Source organism: Pseudomonas tolaasii NCPPB 2192, from assembly GCF_002813445.1.
Lineage (GTDB): Bacteria > Pseudomonadota > Gammaproteobacteria > Pseudomonadales > Pseudomonadaceae > Aquipseudomonas > Aquipseudomonas tolaasii.
In genome coordinates, this window is record NZ_PHHD01000001.1 from 2,701,978 (window position 1) to 2,722,415 (window position 20,438).

Here is a 20,438-nt window from a genome sequence, read left to right on the forward strand (position 1 = left end):
AAGCCAGCTCCCACATTTGACGGTGTTCACGCCTTCAAACTGTGGGAGCTGGCTTGCCTGCGATACAGGCGCCTTGTTATTTCAGTCAACGCCGCTGCGGAAAAAATGCCGGCTCAATAGCGCCAACCCTGCCGCACCCAGGCCCGCAAAAAGCATGGCCCAACCCGCGCCGTGGCGCAGGGCTGCCCTGGTATCCGTGTTCGCCAGCCCCGGAACGTCCAACTTGCCAGCGGCAATGTGCTGGCTGATGGCAGGCCAATCCATGGCCGTGGTTGCGGGGAGCAAACTGGCCAGTTGATGGCTGATCCCAAGCAGCAGCACCAGGCCCATCAGCGCGATATTGAGCGCCAGCGTAATCAGCCGCGCACTCAGGTCGATGCCCGAGGCCATGCCCGCACGGTCGGCCGAAACCGAGCCGGTGGTGGTGTTGGTGGTGGGTGAGTTGGTCAGCGCCAACCCGATGCCAGCCAGCGCACAGCTGAACAGAACCCAGGCAATGCCCGGTTCGGTAGCAGCGTTGGCTGTCGCCATTGCGATAAACCCCGCGCCCATCACACCCAGGCCCAGTGGAATGATGCGTTCGGCGCCATAACGCAGGGCCAGGCGTTCGGCCAGTGGCGGCACCAGCAAGGTCGGCAAGGTATAGGCGAGCAGGGCGCCGCCGGTGGTCAGGGTGTCGTAGCCCAGCCCGGCCTGGAAGTAGAGCGGCAGGTAGATCATGAACGGCCAGAAGCTGAAGTTCATGCCAATCGAACCCATAAGCGCGCCATTGAAACGCTGGATGCGGAACACCGAAAAATCAAACATCGGGTGCGGGCTGCGGCGCTCAATAAAGATGAACAGCACCAAACCGGCCAGCGACAACCCGGCCCAGCCCAGCATCGCCGGTGTGTCGAACCCGTGCTCGCTGCCTTGGGTGATGAAGTACACCAGCGCGAAGACCGCCAGGGTCAGGGTCAGCATGCCGGCGATATCGAGGCGATGACCCGCCGGGTCGCGGGATTCCTGCACGCTGATACGCAGCAGCGCCAGCGTGAGCAAGGTCAAGGGCACATGCACCAGAAACACCCAGCGCCAGTCGGCCACCGCTAAAATCAGCGCGCCCACCATGGGGCCGAAACCCAGACCAACACCTGCGATCACGCCCCATACCGCAAAGGCCCGCGCCCGAGCGGCCGGCTCGCGGAACTGGTGCGACAGAATCGCGAACTGGCAAATCATCATCGCCCCGGCGCCTACGCCCTGCACAAAGCGCGCGGCGATCAGCGTGGAGGCGTCATTGGCCAACCCGCAGGCCAGCGAGGCCAGCCCGAACAGCCACAAACACATCACCAGCATGCGCCGCCGCCCAAACCGATCGGCCAATGTGCCCGCTGCCATCAGCACACTGGTGCAGGCGAGGGTGTAGGCATTCATGATCCATTGGGCATCCTGGAAACCAGTGCCCAGTTGCTGTTCAAGGGTCGGCAGAATCACCGGCACGCTGGAAATTTCCAGGCCGAACATCAAGGCCACAAGGCACACGGCGGTGAGGGCCAGGCCATCTCTGGCGGTGCGCGGTGGGTTTGCGGCGGACAGCGTTGCGGCAGGTGGCATGGGGATTCTCCTGAGGATGGGTATATCGGGTTATTTTCAGGGGAATCTGGTTCGTTATTCGTGATAAGTTTTCTTTTAATAAGGGAATCAAGGGCGACAATTCAAGCATGGCTACCCCACGTTTCGACGGCGTTGAACTGTTTCTGCAAATCGTTGAAAGCGGCAACCTGACCGAAGCCGCCGAGCGTTTGAATCTCACGCGCTCGGCCGTCGGCAAGGGCCTGGCGCGGCTGGAGGCTCGGTTGGGCACCTGCCTGCTGCAGCGCTCCACCCGCCGCCAGCGCCTGACCGAAGACGGGCAAGCCTATTACGAACATTGCCTGCGGGCGCTGGCGGAGCTTGAGGCCGCCGAATCGGTGCTGGAAAGTGGCCGCCAGATACCACGCGGGCGCTTGAGGGCGAGCCTGCCGCTGGCCTTCGGTCATCACTATGCCGCGCCCGCCTTGTGGGGCTTGATGGACCGTTACCCGGAACTGGAAATCGAGATTTCATTCTCCGACCGGTTAATCGACTTGGCCCAGGAAGGTTTCGACGTGGCCGTGCGGATCGGGCCGTTGCCGGATACCGACCGCCTGAGCGCGCGGCGTTTGGGTGAGCAGTCCGTGGGGTTGGCGGCTTCGCCGGCTTACTTGCAGCGCGCCGGGCGAATTGACGGTATCGAGGATCTCGCCGGCCACCGAGGCATTGCTTACCGCAGCAACACGTCGTTTCGCCCGGGTGTGACCTCACCGTTGGTGCTGGACGACCTGCAGGCCGTCGCCGACGCCGCCATTGCGGGCATCGGCGTGGCCTGGCTGCCGAGCTGGTTGATTGCCCATTACGTACTGCGCGGCCAGCTGGAAGCGGTATTGCCGAACTACCGCGACAGGCCCGCGCCGATCCATGTGATCTGGCCGACGGCGGCGCACATGCCGGCCAAGGTGCGTTGCGCCATCGACGCCCTGGTGGCCGGCACGCCGAGTTGCCTGGCAGGCAGTTAACCCCTCCAACGGACAAAGCCGATCCTCTGTGGGAGCTGGCTTGCCTGCGATGCCGACACCTCGATGCCTCAGGAATACCGAGGTGATGCTATCGCAGGCAAGCCAGCTCCCACAGGGTTTGCAGTGTTTGCAAGGTCCAGGCAGTTAGAACGCGATGGAGGTTTGCACATACACCGTGCGCGGCTCGCCCACGTATTTGCCCTTGTTGTTGTCGTCGAACGAACGCGTGTAGTACTGCTTGTTGAAGATGTTTTTCACCCCGACCGCCACATTCAAATCCGACAGTTGCGGGCCGAAATCGTAGGCTGCGCGGCTGCTGAACAACATGTAGCCGGGGATACGGCCGGTGCTGCCGTCGGCGCTTTCCGCCTGGGTGTTCGCGTTGTCCGCGAACTGGCTGCTCTGGTAGCTGCTGTCGAGGTTGAGCTTCCAGCGCCCTTCGGTGTAACCCACGCCCAGGGTGCCCTTGTGCTTGGACGAGAAGGGCACGCGGTTGCCTTTGTTCGGGCCGTCTTCGCGGATGGTCGCATCGACGTAGGCGTAGGTGGCGTACACATCAAAACCGGCCAGCGCCGGGCTCAAGCCGTCGAGGGCGTAGTTGATACTCGACTCGATGCCCTGGTGGCGCGTTTCACCCCGGGCGATCACCGAGTCGTTGGTCTGGTTGCTGTCGTACTGGTTGTCGAAGTTGATCAGGAACGCGCCGATTTCCGCGCGCAGGGTGCCGTCGTCATAACGCGTGCCGAGTTCCCAGGTGCGGGCCTTTTCCGGTTTCACTTCGCCGCTGGTCACGCGGTTGGGCATCTGGCTGTACTGCACGCTGCCGAACGAGCCTTCGGTGTTGGCGTAGAGGTTCCAGTCGTCGGTGAGGTGGTAGAGCACGTTCAACGCCGGCAGCGCGGTGTTGTAGTCGCCCTTGTACTTAACGTTGGTGAGGTTGTTGGTCTGCTGGGACTCGATCATCTCGTAGCGCACGCCTGGGGTGATGGTCCACTTGCCGATGTCGATGCGGTCATCGACGAAAAACGCGTTGGCTTCGGTGGCGCCACGGGTGTCACGGTCGTTGCGGCTATTGGTATTGGGCAGTTGCTGGTTGGCGCTGATCGGCGTGCGGTAGCGCAATTCATGGCCGGCTTCGTTGATGTAGCGGTAGCCCACGCCCACTTCATGGCTGGTGGGGCCGAGGTCGAAGCCCTGGGCGAAACGGGTTTCCAGGCCGCGCACCCAGTACTCGCGCGGCGACAACGAAAGGAAGCTGCCCTGGTCGAGGTAGCCATTGCGCAAGGTGGTGGTGAAGAAGGTGTTGGCGGTGAATTCGCGGCGGTCTTGCTGGTAGCGGTAACCGGCGTTGAACATCGTGCGGCGGCCCCAGAATTTGTCGTAGGGGCGGGTGGATTGATACGGGTCGGCCTTGTAGTCCTTGACGTTCAAACCGCCGGGCATATCGGCCTGGCCTTCGTAGTACTGCGCCATGGCGTTGAAGCTGTTGGCGTCGTCGAGCTGGTATTTGCCCTTGAGGATCAGGTCGTCAATGCGCGTATTGCTGTTCTCGCGCCAGTCGCCGCCACGGGTGCCGGAATACAAAATCGCGCCGCCCAGGCCGTTGTCGGCCGTGCCGCCGGCCAGCAGATTGCCGGTGGTCTTGAAACCGTCGTGGCTGGAGGACGGGCTGGTTTCAGTCTGCAAACCGCCTTTGACGGTCGGCCCGTCGGGTATCGCGCGGGTCACAAAGTTGACGATGCCGCCGACGTTCTGCGGGCCGTACCGTACCGCGCCGCCGCCACGAACCACGTCCACGGCATCCATGTTGCCCATGCTGATCGGCGCGAACGACAGCTGCGGTTGGCCGTAGGGCGCGAAAGGCACCGGGATGCCGTCCATCAATACGGTGGAGCGCGAGGCCAGGCGCGGGTTGAGGCCGCGAATGCCGAAGTTCAGCGCCATGTCGTGGCTGCCGGTGCCGTTGTTTTCCGGGGCGTTGACGCCAGGAATGCGGTTGAGCACGTCGCGGGCCTGGGTAGCGCCCTGGCGTTCGAACTCCTCGCGGCGGATCACGTCACGCGCGCCGGGGTGTTCGAACACGTTGGTTTGCGCTGCGTCGCCGAGCCAGTCACCCACCACGTTGGAGGTTTGCAGTTCGAGGGTGGCCGGGGCGCTGGCCGGTTGCAGGCTGTAGGCGTTTTCGCCTTCGGCGCGGGCTTGCAGGCCGGTGCCTTCCAGCAGTTTTTGCAAGCCTTCGGCGGCGTTGTAGTTGCCCGACAACCCACGGCTCTGCATGCCCGCTGTTACTTCGGAGCCGAAGGAAATCAGCACGCCGGCTTCGCGGCCGAACTGGTTCAAGGCCGTTTCCAGCGAGGTCGGCGCGATGTGGTACGGCTTGGCATTGGCCGCCATGACGGACGGCAGCACGGTCAGGCTGAGGCTGGCGCCGAGCAGGAGTTGGCGCAGGGTGCGGGCGAGAAGCGTGGGTTGCTGGGGCATGAAGGGCGGTCCTGAGAAGGAAGGATCAAGGTGGCTTTCCTTCTCTGTCACGCGAGGGGGGGAAAACGGCTCACGATTGTTGAAACTATTTTTCAGACGCGTGCCTGAACGGTCACCCAGTAGCGTGTGAAACGTCGCACCTTGACCGGCAAACTCACTTCCAGCAGGTCCAGAATGCGCTCGCTGTCGTCCAGCGGGTAACTGCCGGACAGCAACAGGCTGGCCACTTGCGGGTCGCAATTGAGCTGGCCACGGCGATAGCGGCCCAGTTCAATAAGAAAGTCGTCCAGGCGCATGTGCGCGGCCACCAGCATGCCGTCGGCCCAGGCGCCGCTGTTGGCGTCGGTGGGGCGCGGCGTGTCCCAGCCCTTGCGGGTGAAGTTGACTTGGCGCGATGCTTCGACGCTCAGCGGCAGGCCGCTATAACTGTTGGGCATCACCTCCACATGGCCATCGAAAACCGCCAGTTGGGTGTGGTCATTGAACTGGCGCACGTTCAGCCGCGCCGCCTGGCTTGTGAGCAAACCCTGGCCGGTAAGCACTTTCAACGGTTCCTGGCCTGCGCGGGCGGTCAGCAGGATTTCGCCTTCGAGCAGGCGGATCAAACGCTGCCGGCCATCGAAATGCACATCGACGGCACTGCCGGTATTGAGCTGCAACTGGCTGCCATCGGCCAGTTGCACCTTGCGGCGCTGGCCGACGGGGCTGCGGTAGTCGGCGGTCAGCGGCGGCAGAATATGTTGCTGGCGCAGGCCCCAGGCAGCCGCCGAACCGGCGCCGAGGACAAGCAGCAGTTTCAGCGCCTGGCGACGGCTGCTGGATGTCGGCGCGTTCAGTGCGGCATGCGCGAGCGGCGAAGGCATGCCGCGCAGGCGCTGGTTGACGCGCTGGATATGGTCCCACGCCCGCTGGTGTTCACTGTGGGCATTCAGCCATTGCTGCCAGGCAGCCTGCTGACGCGGGTTGAGTGCGCCTTGCTGCATTTCCATCAGCCAGTGCACGGCTTGTTCGGCCACCTGCGTCGAAAAGTTCATAGGGCGAAGTAGCAGCGCATGGCCGCTTTGTTCAGGTGGCGTTTGACCGTGGCGATGGAGATGCCCAGTTCCGCGCCGATTTGCGCGTAGGTCAGGCCGTCGAGCTGGGCCAGCAGGAATGCACGTTTAACCTGCACGGGCAGGCCGTCGAGCAGTTGGTCGAGTTCCATCAGGGTTTGCAGGATGATCGCGCGTTCTTCTTCCGACGGCGCCACGTGTTCGGGCATTTGCGCCAGGGCATCGAGGTAGGCGCGTTCGAGGTCCTGGCGCCGGTAGAAGTTGAACAGCACGCGCTTGGCGACGGTGGTGAGGAAGGCGCGCGGTTCGATCAGCGTCGGCGTTTCACGCGCGGTGAGCACGCGCACGAAGGTGTCCTGAGCCAGGTCTGCCGCGCTTTCCGGGCAGCCGAGCTTGCGTCGCAACCAGCCGGTGAGCCAGTGGTGATGGTCCTGATACAAGACTTCGACGGTGTGTGACGGCTGCAACGCGAACACTCCATAAGCATCGGCATGCTTTAGAGAACAAGAATTGTTCGCATTGTAGGGCGCCCGATACACTTCGGCAATCCGCGCGGGCAGGTGATTCATCCGTTCTCTTTTGCTTATGAGAATATTTATCATTAATATTGCGCGCTGATGAATCTGGCGCTTCCCGCATGAAAAGCACAACCTCACTTCCCGTCGCTTACCGCCTCGCCGTCACGTCTCGCGTGCTGGCGGCTGTGGTCGGCGGCTATTTGATGGCGTCGCTGGCTGCCGTCTGCCTGGCGCTGTGGCTGCCCACGTCGCGTGCCGACGCGGTGATCACCGGGATGATGAGTTCATTTGTGTTCTACCTGCTCGCGGTCATCTGGTGCTTCGCCTGCCGCACGGCGTGGCGCGCCTGGTGTGGCGTGATGCTGCCCAGCGCAGTGTTCGCGACCCTGGCGGGTGTGGGTTTCTGGATGGCGCGCACATGAAAGAGGGTTTCCGCCAGGCGATGGCCTGGTTGCACACCTGGGCCGGCCTGATTTTCGGCTGGCTGCTGTTTGCGATTTTCCTGACGGGCACCTTGTCCTATTTCAAGGATGAAATTACCCACTGGATGCAACCCGAAGTGCAGGCCCATCCATTGGACGACGCACGCAGTCTTGCCGCCGCCCAGGCCTATTTGCAGCAACAGGCACCCACTGCCGCACGCTGGTTTATCAGCTTGCCGGACAGCCGCGAACCCGGCCTGTCGGTGATGTGGCAAGACAGGATCGACCCCGGCAAACGCGGCAATTTCGTCGAAAAAATCATCGACCCTGCCACAAGCCAACCCGTACAGACCCGCGAAAGCATGGGCGGCGACTTCTTCTACCGCTTTCACTTCCAGCTACAAATGCCCTACCCGTGGGGCCGCTGGTTATCGACCATCGCCGCCATGGTGATGTTCGTCGCGCTGATCACCGGCATCATCACCCACAAAAAAATCTTCAAGGACTTCTTCACCTTCCGCCCCCGCAAAGGCCAGCGTTCCTGGCTCGACGGGCATAACGCGGTGGGTGTGCTGGTGCTGCCGTTTCACCTGATGATCACCTACAGCAGCCTGGTTATCTTCATGAATATGGTGATGCCTGCGCCGATCACTGCGGCTTATGGCGGCGACAACCGGGCCTTTTTCAATGAAGTGTTCCCCACGACCAATAACCCGCCAGCGCTCGGTCAGCCGGGCGCGTTGCTGCCGTTATTACCGCTCTACGAGCAAGCGCGTGAGCAGTGGGGCGGTGGGCACGTCGGGCGTTTGGTGGTCAATAACCCAGGCGATGTGAACGCTTCGGTCAATGTTGTGCGCGCCGGTTCCGACCGTGTAGTGCATGATTTTGGCAGTACCGTCTCCTTCAATGGCCACACCGGCGAGTTGCTGCGGGTCAGCGCAGAGCAGTCGTTGCCCGCCGCAATCGGCGGCAGTTTCTACGGCCTGCACATGGGGCATTTCGCCGGGCCGGTACTGCGCTGGCTGTACTTCATTTGCGGGTTGGCGGGCACGGCGATGATCGGCACCGGGCTGGTGATCTGGCTCGGCAAGCGCCAGCTCAAGCATGCAAAAACCTCGGTGATGCCGTTTGAGTTGCGCCTGGTGGAGGTGCTGAACATCGCGAGCATGGCCGGGCTGATGATCGCAGTTGCTGCCTTCTTCTGGGCCAACCGCCTGCTGCCGGTGAGCTTTGCCGAGCGCTCGTCGTGGGAAGTGGAGTCCTTCTTCATTGCCTGGGGTTTGAGTTTGCTGCACGCGATGTTGCGGCGCGGGCGCCAGGCCTGGGTCGAGCAATTGAGTGCCGGCGCATTGCTGTTTGTGACGATTCCTCTGCTCAATGCGCTGACCACCTCGCAACATTTGGGCGTGTCGCTTGCCAAGGGCGATTGGACCATGGCGGGTTTCGACCTGACGTGTTGTGCCAGCGGCCTGTTTCTCACCTGGGCCGCCTGGAAGATGCAGCATCGCGTTGCGCCGCAAGCCAGGGCCGCCCGCGCACAGGGCTTGGCCCTCAAGCCGGAGGCCCGCTGAATGCTCCTCGCGCTGCTGATGTGCTACTCAGGGTTTGTTGCGTTGTGCCTGTCCACCGACCGTCACCACGGCGAATTGCTGCACAGCAAACCCTCGCCGCGACGCCGCCTGGGTTTGCGCGTGGCCGGCTGGCTGTTGCTGACGCTGGCGATCTGGCCGGCCGTCGCCGCCTCCGGTTGGAGCCAGGGGCTGGTGGAGTGGTGCGCGGTGTTGATGCTCAGCGCGTTGCTGCTGGTGTTGCTGTTGCCGTATCGGCCAAGGTTGGCGTTGATGTTGGCGGGCGTCGGCCTGCTGGCCAGTCCCGTTGCGGCGTTCGCCTTAGCCTGAGCCTCCCATGATGATCAGCACCCCACCGGAACCCCAGGACAGCCCGCACAGTGATGCGGCGGGTGGGCGTGCGCATTTCCTGCAGGTGTTTTTGTCCCAGCGTTCGCAGATGGAGGCACTGGTCAGCCGTCGCGTGGGGTGCCGGGCTACGGCGGCCGACCTGGTGCAGGACTTGTTCCTGCGTTTCTGGCGTCGGCCGTTGGTGCAGGTCGAAGAACTCAGCACTTACCTGCTGCGTTGCGCCGGCAACATTGCCATCGACCATTTGCGCAGCGAAGGCGCGCGGGTGCGCAGCAACGAAGGCTGGCTGCCGGAGCAGCCAGACAACCAAAGCTCGGAGCCACAGGCCGCGCTCGAAGCGGGCAATGATTTGCGGCATGTCGAGGCAGCCTTGCGCAGCTTGCCGGAGCGCACGCGGCAGATTTTCCTGCTCAACCGCATTCACGGGCGCAAATACGCTGAAATCGCCAGGGCCATGGGGCTGTCCCAAAGTGCCGTGGAAAAACATATGATGCGTGCCCTCGAAGCCTGCAAGGCCAGCCTTCGCGACCCATCGTCCCCACGCACGCCAGGGAAAGCACCGTGAACGTCACCCCAACGCCCGCCCAGGAACAGGCCGCGCTCGACTGGCTGAGCCTGCTGCATGATCAGCCAAGCAGCCGCGACCAGGCCACGTTCAGCCGCTGGCTGCGGGCCGACCCTGCGCACGTCGAGGCCTATGCCCAGGCCCAGGTCGTGTGGGAAATGAGTGAAGTACCGGCGCGCAAGCTGGCGGACGAAGAGGCGCTGGTGTTGCAGGGTTACCTCAACGCGATGACCACGCCCAGGCGCACACGCGCCGTGCGCTGGAGCGGCGCCCTGGCCATGGCCGCGTGCCTGGTGCTGATGGTGTCGATGGGTGCCGGTTGGCAGCCGTCGCGCTGGGTCGATGATTTCGGCGCCGATTACGTGACGGCGCCGGGCGAGATCAAAACCGTCACCCTGGCCGATCAATCCCAGGTCACGCTGGATGCCGACAGCGCCATCGCCGTGGATTTCAGCCATGGCGAACGGCACATCCGCTTGCGCCGTGGCGCAGGCTTTTTCAGCGTGACCCACACCGGTCAGCCGTTTGTGGTTGAAGCGGGCAGTGGTGAGGCGCGGGTGCTGGGTACGCAGTTCGAAGTGCGCCTGCAACCGGCCGGCGCCCAGGTGACGGTGCTGTCCGGCCGCGTAGGCGTGACGCCCTCCAAACAAGGCCCGCAGCAAATTCTGACGGCAGGCCAGCAAGTGGCCTACGCCGAAGGTGTGGCCGACGCCCTGCACCCAGTCGACAGCGAGTCGCGTCTGGCCTGGCGTGACGGCTGGCTGAATTACTACAAGGCGCCGCTGGCGGATGTGGTCCAGGATTTGCGCCGCTACTACCCGGGGCGCATCCTGCTGCTGAATGACGACATGGCGGCCAAACGCGTGAGCGGCAGCTTCCCCAGCAAAGACCCGCAGGCGGTGCTCAATGCGCTGCAGGCCGTATTGGGCTTCGAGCAGCACAGCCTGTTGGGGCGGATGATTGTGTTGCGTTAGACACAAACACCCGCGCGCCATCACCGAACCTTCATCGCAATTACCCCAACCTGTCACCAAACGGTTACACGTGCCGTGGATCATCCCCGGATTCCTGAGCAACTGGTCAGGAAGACAAGCGTCGCCTGCCAGATCAGCCCCGACGCAACTGCCGCATACAACAGAGCAACGTCAGTAAGGGATCTACACGTGAACTACAACAATCTTTATGCCCTGCTTTTAGCATCGGGCCTGGGTGGCTTTGCGCCGCTGGTTTTGGCGGACGAAGCGCAAGACGTGGGTTCGGTGAATATCGCCGGAGAGCAGACCCTGGGCAACGGCCACATGATTCGTGAAGAAAGTGCCAAGGCGCGGTCAACGGTGACCAAGGAAGCCATGGACGAAATGTCGGCAACCGCCAATGCCATCGACAAGCTCAAATACACGCCCGGTATCAACGTCTCCAGCGACGACGCCAGTGGTACCAGCGGCACCAACTTCACCATGCGTGGCATGAGTTCCGACCAGGTTGGGGTGTCTGTCGATGGTGTGCCGATCAACGATTCGGGCAACTACAGCGTCTATTCAAACCAGCTGGGCGACCCGGAAAACCTTGCCGAAGTATTTGCCACCCAAGGCTCTTCCGAAGCGGACGGCCCGCACATCGGTTCGAGCGGCGGCAACATCGGCATGATTACCGTCAGGCCGACGAAAGAGGCGGGGTTGTTCGCCAAGCAGACCGTCGGGGCCAATGCCCTGCGCAAAACCTTTGTGCGAGCCAATACCGGCGATTTCGGCGGGCTCAAGACGTGGGTGTCGGCCTCTCACCTGGAAGGTGACAAATGGCGCGGCAAGGGCACGCTGCGCAGCGACAAGGTGGAGTGGAGCAGCCTGTTTGAAGACGACAACGGCAACTCCACGCTGGCCACCGTCAAATACAACCACCAGGAAAACTACAACTACAACAGCCTGAGCAAGGCGCAGTTCGAGAACGAAGGGCGGCGCAAGGATTACTCGGAAACGCCGGTGTATAAATCCGGTTTGCTGTCGGCGTCGTACAAGCTCAATCGCAACCCGTTCGAAAGCGTCAACGCCACACTGACCCAGCGCTGGCGCCTGCAGGACAACCTGGCGCTGACGGTAACACCCTATTACTACTGGGCCAATGGCGGCAGTTTCAGCGGCCAGACCGCTTCCAGCCTGGGGCCCAAATCCGACAAGGCCGGTAATTACGACCTGAGCAATTTAAAGTCGGCCAACTACTACCGCCCGTCGTGGACCGAGACGTGGCGCTCGGGTGTCACCACCAAAATGAGATGGGACATCAACGAAGCGCACAGCCTGGATTACGGCTACTGGTATGAGCGCGCGCGCCAGCGCCAGACGCAGCCCTTTATCGGTATCAACAGCGAAGGTGCTCCCGACGATGTCTGGGGCGACTACAACAGCGGCGGGCAAGTGGTCGACAAGAATGGCGCAACGGTTCAGGGCCGCCATTACTACACCGTCACCCCGTCACAGAAAATCTGGGTGCAGGACACCTGGCAAGCCACGCCGGACCTGAGTTTCAACGGTGGCGTGGCGTACCAGTATGTCGAGCGTGACGGCAATAACCTCGGCAGCCTGTACGACAAGCCGGAAAAACGTAACACCCGTTACCACCAATTCCTGCCGAGCTTCAGTGCCAAATACCAGGTGGACGAGAGCAACCAGGCGTTCTACAACGTCACGCGCAACATGCGTACGCCGCCGAACTACGTGCTGTACAACAAGGGGGATTCGGTCAGCCTCAAGTCGGAGTTGAGCTGGAACCAGGAACTGGGCTGGCGCTACACCGAAGACGACATGACGCTGAGTGCGACGCTGTTCTACCTAAGCTTCAAGGACCGCCAGGTATCGACCACTGACGCTGCCGGCGATTACATGGTGCTCAACGTGGGCAGCGTTGAAAACAAAGGCCTGGAACTGGAGTGGAGCGGCCTGCTGCCGCACAACTTCAACTATTACGCTTCCTACACCTATACCCAGTCTGAACAGCAGGACAACCTGTTGAACAAGAATGTGCTGTTGCCGACCTCGGGCAAGCAATTGGCCAACGTGCCGGAAAACATGTTCAACCTGGTGTTCGGGTACGACGATGCGCGCTTCTACGGCAACATCGCGGGCAAGTACGTCGGCAGTTTTTACGGGGATTTGACCAACGACGAAAAAATCTCCGGGCGTACGGTGTTTGACCTGAATGCGGGTATTTATCTGCCGGTGGACAAGAAGGTGGTCAAGTCGGCAGCGTTGCGGTTTTCGATGCTCAACGTGTTCGACAAGCAGTACCTGAGCTCGGCGCGCACGGTAGCCTTCAACTCGGCGCCGGTGGGCGGTTTGGCGCCGAGTACGGCGTACTACAACGTGGGTGAAGAGCGCACGGCGATGGTGTCGCTGGAGGCCAACTTCTAGGTCTGTCCCAGGGCTAAAGGTGGGAGCTGGCTTGTGTGGGAGCTGGCTTGCCTGCGATTGCATCACCGCGGTGTAGCTGAAACACCGAGGTGCCCGCATCGCAGGCAAGCCAGCTCCCACAAAGGTCAGCTCCTACAGCGTTTGGGTTACTTCAACGCCGCCATGATTGCGTCGGGGTTGTAGTCGCGAATCAGGGTGCCGTTGACGTCCACAAACGGAATTCCGCCCCCGCCCAGCGCTTCATAGGCCTTACGCGCCTGGGCGTCCTTCTCGATGTCGAACGCCTGGTACGGAATGCCTTTCTGGTCCAGAAAACGGCGGATCTGCTTGCAGTAGCCGCACCACTCGGTGGAGTAGAGCGTCACGCGCGCCGAAATACGCACTTGCTCTGAAACCACCTGGGAGGGGTTGAACAGCCGCTCGATCTTGCCCCAGTTCTGGAAAATCACCACCACCAGCAACACCAGCAGGACTTTCTTGAACACCCCGCCCAGCATCAGTTACGGCGCTTGAGCTGGTCGGTCAGTTGGGTCGGCAAGCCTTTGATGATCAAGGTGCCGGCGGCTTCGTCGTACTCGATCTTGTCGCCCAGCAGGTGGGCTTCAAAGCTGATCGACAGGCCTTCGGCGCGGCCGGTAAAGCGGCGGAACTGGTTGAGGGTGCGTTTATCGGCAGGAATTTCCGGCGACAGCCCGTAATCCTTGTTGCGGATATGGTCATAGAACGCTTTAGGCCGATCTTCATCGATCAAACCCGACAGTTCTTCCAGGCCCATGGGTTCGCCGAGCTTGGCCTGGCTGCTGGCGTAGTCCACCAGGGTTTTGGTTTTTTCGCGGGCCGATTCGTCCGGCAAATCTTCGCTTTCCACGAAGTCGCTGAAGGCTTTCAGCAGCGTGCGGGTTTCGCCCGGGCCGTCGACGCCTTCCTGGCAGCCGATAAAGTCGCGGAAATATTCCGAGACCTTCTTGCCATTCTTGCCTTTGATAAACGAAATGTACTGCTTGGACTGCTTGTTGTTCTGCCACTCGGAGACGTTGATGCGCGCCGCCAGGTGCAGTTGGCCGAGGTCCAGGTGACGCGAGGGGGTCACGTCCAGCTCGTCGGTGACCGCCACGCCTTCACTGTGGTGCAACAGGGCAATGGCCAGGTAATCGGTCATGCCTTGCTGGTAGTGGGCGAACAGTACGTGGCCGCCGGTGGAGAGGTTGGATTCCTCCATCAGCTTTTGCAGATGCTCGACCGCGGTGCGGCTGAAGGTGGTGAAGTCCTGGCCGCCGTCGAAATACTCCTTCAACCAGCCGCTGAACGGGTGCGCGCCGGATTCGGCATGGAAGAAACCCCAGGCCTTGCCCTGTTTGGCGTTATAGCTCTCGTTGAGATCGGCAAGCATGTTCTCGATGGCGGCGGATTCGGACAGCTCCGAGTCGCGGGCGTGGAGAACTGCAGGTGTGCCGTCGGGTTTTTTGTCGATCAGGTGGACGATGCAATGACGGATCGGCATAGGCTTCTCGGCTGGTTGAAGGGGAGCAGGTGGCCTCCCCGAAAAGTCGCCCAGTGTACCGCACCCGTTGGGCAAGACACGCCTGGAAGGGTGTTTTGGATGACCTCCGACGGCCCATATGCCTTTTTTTCACGGTTTAGAGCGATAAAGCTGACCAAATGGCTAGGTAGAAGCGGATATTTCCCCGTCTCTGTGCTAGTTTTGCCCCGTCTTGCGCCAAGTCTCGGCGTTAAGCGTGCATTCAGCATCTGTCAGGTCGAACCAATCCCCGTTTCAAGCATCTATAACCCCGATCTCCGTGGTTATAGCCGGGGGTGCCAGGCCATGACGGTCGGGCTCGACGGCTGACACTGCACTCTGCAATCCATATGAATTTGATAGGGAAGGAACACCACAATGGCTATTACTAAAGACCAACTGATCGCTGACCTGGCTGAAGCAGTAGACGCACCGAAAACTACCGTGCGTGCTCTGCTGGACCAACTGAGCCAAGTGGTTGCTGACCAGCTGGAAAACGGCGGCGAAATCACTCTGCCAGGCGTTGGCAAACTGAAAGTGACCGAGCGTCCTGCCCGTACTGGCCGTAACCCTTCGACTGGCGCCGCCATCGAAATCGCTGCCAAGAAAGTTATCAAGCTGGTTGTGGCCAAAGGCCTGACCGACGCTGTTAACAAGTAAGACGCAGCAAAAAAAACCGTGCTCCGGAGCGATCCGGGCACGGTTTTTTGTTGCCTGCGATTTTTTAGGCGCTAGCTTCATGTGGCGAGGGAGCTTGCTCCCGCTGGAGTGCGAAGCGCTCCCAGGATCGTGGGGCCGCTACGCAGCCCAGCGGGAGCAAGCTCCCTCGCCACAAAAGCGCGCTGCAGATCAGTCGCGCACCCAGCGCTGACGCCAGATTTGCTGCTCGTTTTTGGTCTGAAAGGTCCAGGCCACAAAACGGCTCTGTTTCTGGCCCTGGGACATCTCCACCACCTGGCTTTCCAGCGCGCCGGCTTTTTTCAGGGCGGTCTCGATTGCGGGCAGATTCGAAGCTTTGGACACCAATGTGCTGAACCACAGCACCTTGTGGGCAAAATGCGCACTCTCGGCGATCAGTTGCGTCACAAATCGCGCTTCGCCGCCTTCACACCACAACTCGGCCGATTGGCCGCCGAAGTTCAGCACCGGCAGCTTGCGTTTCGGGTCGGCCTTGCCCAAGGCGCGCCATTTACGCTCGCTGCCCTTGGTGGCCTCTTCCATCGACGCGTGGAACGGCGGGTTGCACATGGTGAGGTCAAAGCGCTCGCCGGGCTCCAGCAGGCCCAGCAGGATCTGCCTGGGGTTGGGTTGCTGGCGCAACTGGATGACCTTGCTCAGGTCATTGGACTGCACGATGGCCCTGGCGGCCGCCACGGCGATCGGGTCCACCTCGGAGCCGAGGAAATTCCAGCGGTACTCCATGTAACCGATCAGCGGATAGACACAGTTGGCGCCCATGCCCACATCCAGCACCTTGACGATGGAGCCGCGCGGAACCTTGCCGTCGTTGTTGCTCGCCAGCAGGTCGGCGAGGAAGTGTATGTAGTCGGCACGCCCCGGTACTGGCGGGCACAGGTAGTCGGCCGGGATATCCCAATGCTGGATGCCGTAGAAGGACTTGAGCAGCGCCCGGTTGAACACCCGCACCGCATCCGGGCTGGCAAAGTCGATGCTCTCTTTGCCATAGGGGTTGATGATCACGAATTTCGCCAGTTCCGGCGTGGTCTTGATCAGCGCCGGGAAGTCGTAACGGCCCGTGTGACGGTTGCGCGGGTGCAGGGTGGCCTCTTTGCGTGGCGCGACGGGCTTGGCCGTGGCGGCGGTTTTAGGCTGCTTGCGTGGAGGCTTGGGCGTGCTGGGGGCGGTCATGTTGATTCTGGTGTTGGCTCAAAGTGGTGGGCATTGTCACACATCCTGAGCCCAACCCGGTCAATTGTGGGAGCTGGCTTGCCTGCGATGGCATCACCTCGGTCTGCTTGAAGGACCGAGTGGCCTGCATCGCAGGCAAGCCAGCTCCCACAAACAGGCATAAAAAAAGAGACCCGAAGGTCTCTTTTTTCACACGGCCCACACCTTACAGGCTGGAAATCCGCGCATGTTGCTCCGCCAGCTTGCCAAGGGCCTGTTCAGCCTCGGCCAGCTTGGCGCGTTCTTTCTCGATCACTTCAGCCGGCGCCTTGTCGACGAACGCCGCGTTGGACAGCTTGCCGCCCACGCGTTGCACTTCGCCCTGCAGGCGGCCGATTTCCTTGTCGAGGCGGGCCAGTTCTGCGCCCTTGTCGATCAAGCCGGCCATCGGCACCAGCACTTCCATCTCGCCGACCAGCGCGGTCGCGGACAATGGCGCTTCTGCGTCAACCGCCAGTACGGTGATGGACTCCAGCTTCGCCAGCTTTTTGAGCAATGCATCGTTCTCGGTGAGACGACGCTGGTCCTCGCTGCTGGCGTTCTTCACAAACACCGCCAATGGCTTGCCCGGCCCGATGTTCATCTCGGCGCGGATGTTACGCGTGCCCATCATCAGGGTTTTGAGCCATTCGATATCGCTTTCGGCGGCCTCATCGATGCGTGCTTCGTTGGCCACCGGCCAGGGTTGCAGCATGATGGTCTTGCCTTCGATACCGGCCAGCGGCGCGATGCGCTGCCAGATTTCTTCCGTGATGAACGGCATGAACGGGTGCGCGAGGCGCAAGGCAACTTCCAGCACGCGCACCAGGGTGCGGCGGGTGCCGCGCTGGCGCTCGATCGGCGAGTTCTCGTCCCACAGCACGGGCTTGGACAGTTCCAGGTACCAGTCGCAATACTGGTTCCAGATGAACTCGTACAAGGCTTGCGCGGCCAGGTCGAAGCGGAACTGGTCGAGCTGGCGGGTCACTTCGGCTTCGGTGCGTTGCAGTTGCGAAATGATCCAGCGGTCGGCCAGGCTCAGTTCGACTTCTTCGCCGTTCTGGCCACAGTCTTCGCCTTTGTCCAGCACGTAGCGCGCGGCGTTCCAGATCTTGTTGCAGAAGTTGCGATAGCCTTCGACGCGACCCATGTCGAACTTGATGTCACGACCGGTGGACGCCAGCGAGCAGAAGGTGAAGCGCAGGGCGTCGGTGCCGTAGCTGGCGATGCCACCTTCGAACTCGTCGCGGGTCTGCTTTTCGATCTTTTTGGCCAGTTTCGGCTGCATCATGCCCGAGGTGCGTTTCTGCACCAGGGACTCCAGGTCGATGCCGTCGATGATGTCCAGCGGGTCCAGCACGTTGCCCTTGGACTTGGACATCTTCTGGCCCTGGCCATCACGCACCAGGCCGTGCACGTACACGGTCTTGAACGGTACCTGGGGGGTGCCGTCGTCGTTTTTCACCAGGTGCATGGTCAGCATGATCATCCGGGCAACCCAGAAGAAAATGATGTCGAAGCCGGTGACCAGCACGTCGGTGGGGTGGAAGGTCTTGAGGAAGTCGGTCTGTTCCGGCCAGCCCAGGGTGGAGAAAGTCCACAGCCCCGAGCTGAACCAGGTGTCCAGTACGTCGTTATCCTGTTGCAGCGCAATGTCAGCACCGAGGTTGTGCTTTGCCCGTACTTCGGCTTCGTCACGGCCTACATAAACCTTGCCCGATTCGTCGTACCAGGCCGGAATGCGGTGGCCCCACCACAGTTGACGGCTGATGCACCAGTCCTGGATGTCACGCATCCACGAGAAGTACATGTTTTCGTATTGTTTTGGCACGAACGCGATGCGGCCGTCTTCCACGGCGGCGATAGCCGGTTCTGCCAATGGCTTGGTGGACACGTACCACTGGTCGGTCAGCCACGGTTCGATCACGGTGCCGGAACGGTCGCCCTTCGGCACTTTCAACGCGTGGTCGTCAACGCTCACCAGCAGGCCGGCGGCGTCAAAGGCAGCAACGATTTGCTTGCGCGCTTCGAAACGGTCGAGGCCGGCGAACTCGGCCGGAATCTTGCCGTCAATGCTGTCGTTCAGTGTGCCGTCCAGGTTGAACACCTGGCAGGCCGGCAATACCGCGGCGTTTTTGTCGAAGACGTTCAGCAGCGGCAGGTTGTGGCGCTTGCCGACTTCATAGTCGTTGAAGTCGTGGGCCGGGGTGATTTTCACGCAACCGGTGCCGAATTCAGGGTCGCAGTAGTCGTCCGCGATGATCGGGATGCGACGGCCTACCAGCGGCAGTTCGACGAACTTGCCGATCAGCGCCTTGTAGCGCTCGTCTTGCGGGTTCACGGCGACGGCGGAGTCACCCAGCATGGTTTCCGGGCGAGTGGTGGCAACGATCAGGTAGTCGTTGCCTTCAGCGGTCCTGGCGCCGTCGGCCAGCGGGTACTTGAGGTTCCACAGGAAGCCTTTCTCGTCGTGGTTTTCCACTTCAAGGTCGGAAATCGCCGTGTGCAGCTTGGTGTCCCAGTTGACCAGGCGCTTGCCGCGGTAGATCAGGCCGTCTTCGTGCAGGCGCACGAAAGCTTCTTTAACGGCTTCCGACAGGCCGTCGTCCATGGTGAAGCGTTCGCGGCTCCAGTCTACGGACGAGCCCAGGCGACGGATCTGACGGCTGATGTTGCCGCCGGACTGGTCTTTCCATTCCCAGATTTTTTCCAGGAATTTCTCGCGGCCCAGGTCGTGACGGTTCTGGCCGGTGGCTTCCAGTTGGCGTTCCACCAGCATCTGGGTGGCGATACCGGCGTGGTCGGTGCCCGGTTGCCACAGGGTGTTGCGGCCCTGCATGCGGCGGAAACGGATCAACGCATCCATGATCGCATTGTTGAAGCCATGGCCCATGTGCAGGCTGCCAGTGACGTTCGGTGGCGGAATCATGATGGTGTAGGAATCGCCCGCGCCTTGCGGGGCGAAATAATTCTCGGATTCCCAGGTCTGGTACCAGGAAGTTTCGATAGCGTGCGGCTGGTAGGTCTTATCCATGCGCGGCGGGACCCTAGTTGGCATTTATTCAGGAAAGCCGGCAAGTATAACGGGGCAGGGCGAGGAGGGCGAGTTGAAGACGGGCTAAAGGTTGGTGCAAAGAAAATGTGGGAGCTGGCTTGCCTGCGATAGCTATTTGTCAGTCAACTCATCAGTGACTGATGCACCGCTATCGCAGGCAAGCCAGCTCCCACAGGGGAAATGTGTAAGGTTCAGGATTGATACTGGCTGAGCAGCCGCTCCATGCGCGCATCCATCCGCCGCTTGATTTCGGCTTCGATATGCGGGGCAAAGTCGTCGATCACGTCTTGCATGATCAATTGCGCAGCGGCGCGCAGTTCATTGTCCAGGTGCAGCAGCAGCGCGTCGGGCGTTTTTTCCGGAGCGGGCGCGAGTTCTGCTGCAACGGGGGCGGGTGTTACAGGCTCCGGCGCAGCGGGCTTGCCGCCAACCATGTCGAACAACAGCGGAATCTGGACCTCGCCATCGACCGTTTCGGTCAGCAGCGGCGGTTGCAAGCCGTCATCACCCAGCAACTGGCGGATCGACTCAAGGTCATCCAGCAGGTGGTCGTCTTTTTTTAGCGGGTTGGGAGTGTCCATCACGTACTCAGAGTCGTTGTAGCCGGTGATCTTGCAGAGGATAGCCCTGTTCGCGGTAGAAACGGAAACTCTCCCGCGCGGCCTGACGAATAGCCGGATCTTCCACCACCACTTCGGCCACGCGGGCAAAAGCCTTGGCAAAGGCCGGTACTTTCAGGTCCAGGTTGACCAAAAGATCAGTGTGATCGCCGCAATTGCCGCCCAAGCCCAATACCACCAGGCCTTCAGGTTCGGTTTCAGCCGGGCCGTGTGGCACGAAGCTTTCGCCCTTGAAGCGCCACAGGCGGGCGTCCAATTCGTCACGCTGGGCCGCGTCGCTGCAATGCAGGTAGATGCGGTGGCCCATGCGCCAGGCTTTTACGGTGAGTTTGCAGGCAAAGTCCAGGCGCGCGAGCGGGTCGGCGCTGGGCAATATATAGAAGTCGACTTGGGTCATTGCGGTTCCTGAGACCAGGGCGG

The 20,438-nt window shown here is 61.5% G+C and carries 18 protein-coding genes; 8 read left to right on the top strand and 10 right to left on the bottom strand.

Annotated features, from left to right (window positions below; translation table 11 throughout):
* Positions 1 to 81 precede the first annotated feature (81 nt).
* Positions 82 to 1,596 carry an MFS transporter gene (locus ATI14_RS12525; RefSeq protein ID WP_016974603.1) on the bottom strand — a complete coding sequence of 505 codons (1,515 nt, stop codon included), beginning with the start codon at positions 1,594 to 1,596 and terminating at the stop codon, positions 82 to 84.
* Between the two features lie 107 nt (positions 1,597 to 1,703).
* Between ATI14_RS12525 and ATI14_RS12530 the strand changes: the two genes are divergently transcribed.
* On the top strand, positions 1,704 to 2,576 hold the full coding sequence (locus ATI14_RS12530) for a LysR family transcriptional regulator (protein ID WP_016974604.1): 873 nt from the start codon (positions 1,704 to 1,706) through the stop codon (positions 2,574 to 2,576).
* A gap of 144 nt (positions 2,577 to 2,720) precedes the next feature.
* Here the strand turns inward: ATI14_RS12530 and fecA are convergent, their stop codons facing one another.
* The 3 genes from fecA to ATI14_RS12545 form a co-directional block, all read right to left on the bottom strand.
* The gene (gene fecA / locus ATI14_RS12535) at positions 2,721 to 5,057 is read right to left on the bottom strand and encodes a TonB-dependent Fe(3+) dicitrate receptor FecA (protein ID WP_016974605.1); all 2,337 of its coding nucleotides are present in this window, start codon (positions 5,055 to 5,057) and stop codon (positions 2,721 to 2,723) included.
* Between the two features lie 92 nt (positions 5,058 to 5,149).
* A complete protein-coding gene (locus tag ATI14_RS12540; RefSeq protein WP_016974606.1) occupies positions 5,150 to 6,091 on the bottom strand; it encodes a FecR domain-containing protein in 942 nt (313 codons plus the stop codon).
* Positions 6,088 to 6,576: a sigma-70 family RNA polymerase sigma factor gene (locus ATI14_RS12545; RefSeq protein ID WP_016974607.1), complete on the bottom strand. Its 489-nt coding sequence runs from the start codon at positions 6,574 to 6,576 to the stop codon at positions 6,088 to 6,090. The genes ATI14_RS12540 and ATI14_RS12545 overlap by 4 nt, the downstream gene beginning before the upstream one ends.
* Positions 6,577 to 6,746: 170 nt before the next feature.
* Here ATI14_RS12545 and ATI14_RS12550 point away from each other — a divergent pair, with 170 nt between their 5' ends.
* The 6 genes from ATI14_RS12550 (at position 6,747) to ATI14_RS12575 (ending at position 12,937) form a co-directional block, all read left to right on the top strand.
* Positions 6,747 to 7,049 (top strand): DUF3649 domain-containing protein, encoded by a 303-nt coding sequence (locus ATI14_RS12550; protein ID WP_026083051.1) that lies wholly within the window; start codon positions 6,747 to 6,749, stop codon positions 7,047 to 7,049.
* Positions 7,046 to 8,620, top strand: a complete 1,575-nt coding sequence (locus ATI14_RS12555) for a PepSY-associated TM helix domain-containing protein (RefSeq protein WP_016974609.1) — start codon at positions 7,046 to 7,048, stop codon at positions 8,618 to 8,620. The genes ATI14_RS12550 and ATI14_RS12555 overlap by 4 nt, the downstream gene beginning before the upstream one ends.
* Positions 8,621 to 8,947 (top strand): DUF3325 domain-containing protein, encoded by a 327-nt coding sequence (locus ATI14_RS12560; RefSeq protein ID WP_016974610.1) that lies wholly within the window; start codon positions 8,621 to 8,623, stop codon positions 8,945 to 8,947.
* Between the two features lie 7 nt (positions 8,948 to 8,954).
* Complete coding sequence (locus ATI14_RS12565) at positions 8,955 to 9,533, top strand: RNA polymerase sigma factor (protein ID WP_016974611.1); 579 nt, start codon at positions 8,955 to 8,957, stop codon at positions 9,531 to 9,533.
* Positions 9,530 to 10,507, top strand: coding sequence for a FecR family protein (locus tag ATI14_RS12570; protein WP_016974612.1), 978 nt, complete (start codon positions 9,530 to 9,532; stop codon positions 10,505 to 10,507). Before ATI14_RS12565 ends, ATI14_RS12570 begins: the two co-directional genes overlap by 4 nt.
* A 189-nt stretch (positions 10,508 to 10,696) precedes the next feature.
* Complete coding sequence (locus tag ATI14_RS12575; protein WP_080519887.1) at positions 10,697 to 12,937, top strand: TonB-dependent receptor; 2,241 nt, start codon at positions 10,697 to 10,699, stop codon at positions 12,935 to 12,937.
* Positions 12,938 to 13,083: 146 nt separating this feature from the next.
* Here the strand turns inward: ATI14_RS12575 and ATI14_RS12580 are convergent, their stop codons facing one another.
* A complete protein-coding gene (locus tag ATI14_RS12580) occupies positions 13,084 to 13,434 on the bottom strand; it encodes a glutaredoxin family protein (protein WP_016974614.1) in 351 nt (116 codons plus the stop codon).
* The gene (gene yejK / locus ATI14_RS12585) at positions 13,434 to 14,438 is read right to left on the bottom strand and encodes a nucleoid-associated protein YejK (protein ID WP_003171997.1); all 1,005 of its coding nucleotides are present in this window, start codon (positions 14,436 to 14,438) and stop codon (positions 13,434 to 13,436) included. Before yejK ends, ATI14_RS12580 begins: the two co-directional genes overlap by 1 nt.
* Positions 14,439 to 14,834: 396 nt before the next feature.
* On the opposite strand from yejK, the gene ATI14_RS12590 reads away from it, so the two are divergent.
* Positions 14,835 to 15,116: an HU family DNA-binding protein gene (locus ATI14_RS12590; RefSeq protein ID WP_003188840.1), complete on the top strand. Its 282-nt coding sequence runs from the start codon at positions 14,835 to 14,837 to the stop codon at positions 15,114 to 15,116.
* Positions 15,117 to 15,305: 189 nt separating this feature from the next.
* Here the strand turns inward: ATI14_RS12590 and rlmF are convergent, their stop codons facing one another.
* The 4 genes from rlmF to ATI14_RS12615 all read right to left on the bottom strand — a co-directional run bounded on the left by rlmF (position 15,306) and on the right by ATI14_RS12615 (position 20,415).
* A complete protein-coding gene (gene rlmF / locus ATI14_RS12595) occupies positions 15,306 to 16,325 on the bottom strand; it encodes a 23S rRNA (adenine(1618)-N(6))-methyltransferase RlmF (RefSeq protein WP_016973464.1) in 1,020 nt (339 codons plus the stop codon).
* A 205-nt stretch (positions 16,326 to 16,530) separates the two neighbouring features.
* On the bottom strand, positions 16,531 to 19,377 hold the full coding sequence (locus ATI14_RS12605; RefSeq protein WP_016973465.1) for a valine--tRNA ligase: 2,847 nt from the start codon (positions 19,375 to 19,377) through the stop codon (positions 16,531 to 16,533).
* 212 nt (positions 19,378 to 19,589) lie between these two features.
* Complete coding sequence (locus ATI14_RS12610) at positions 19,590 to 19,979, bottom strand: DNA polymerase III subunit chi (RefSeq protein ID WP_031320286.1); 390 nt, start codon at positions 19,977 to 19,979, stop codon at positions 19,590 to 19,592.
* Positions 19,980 to 19,986: 7 nt separating this feature from the next.
* Positions 19,987 to 20,415 carry a DNA polymerase III subunit chi gene (locus tag ATI14_RS12615; RefSeq protein ID WP_080520466.1) on the bottom strand — a complete coding sequence of 143 codons (429 nt, stop codon included), beginning with the start codon at positions 20,413 to 20,415 and terminating at the stop codon, positions 19,987 to 19,989.
* Between the last annotated feature and the right edge of the window lie 23 nt (positions 20,416 to 20,438).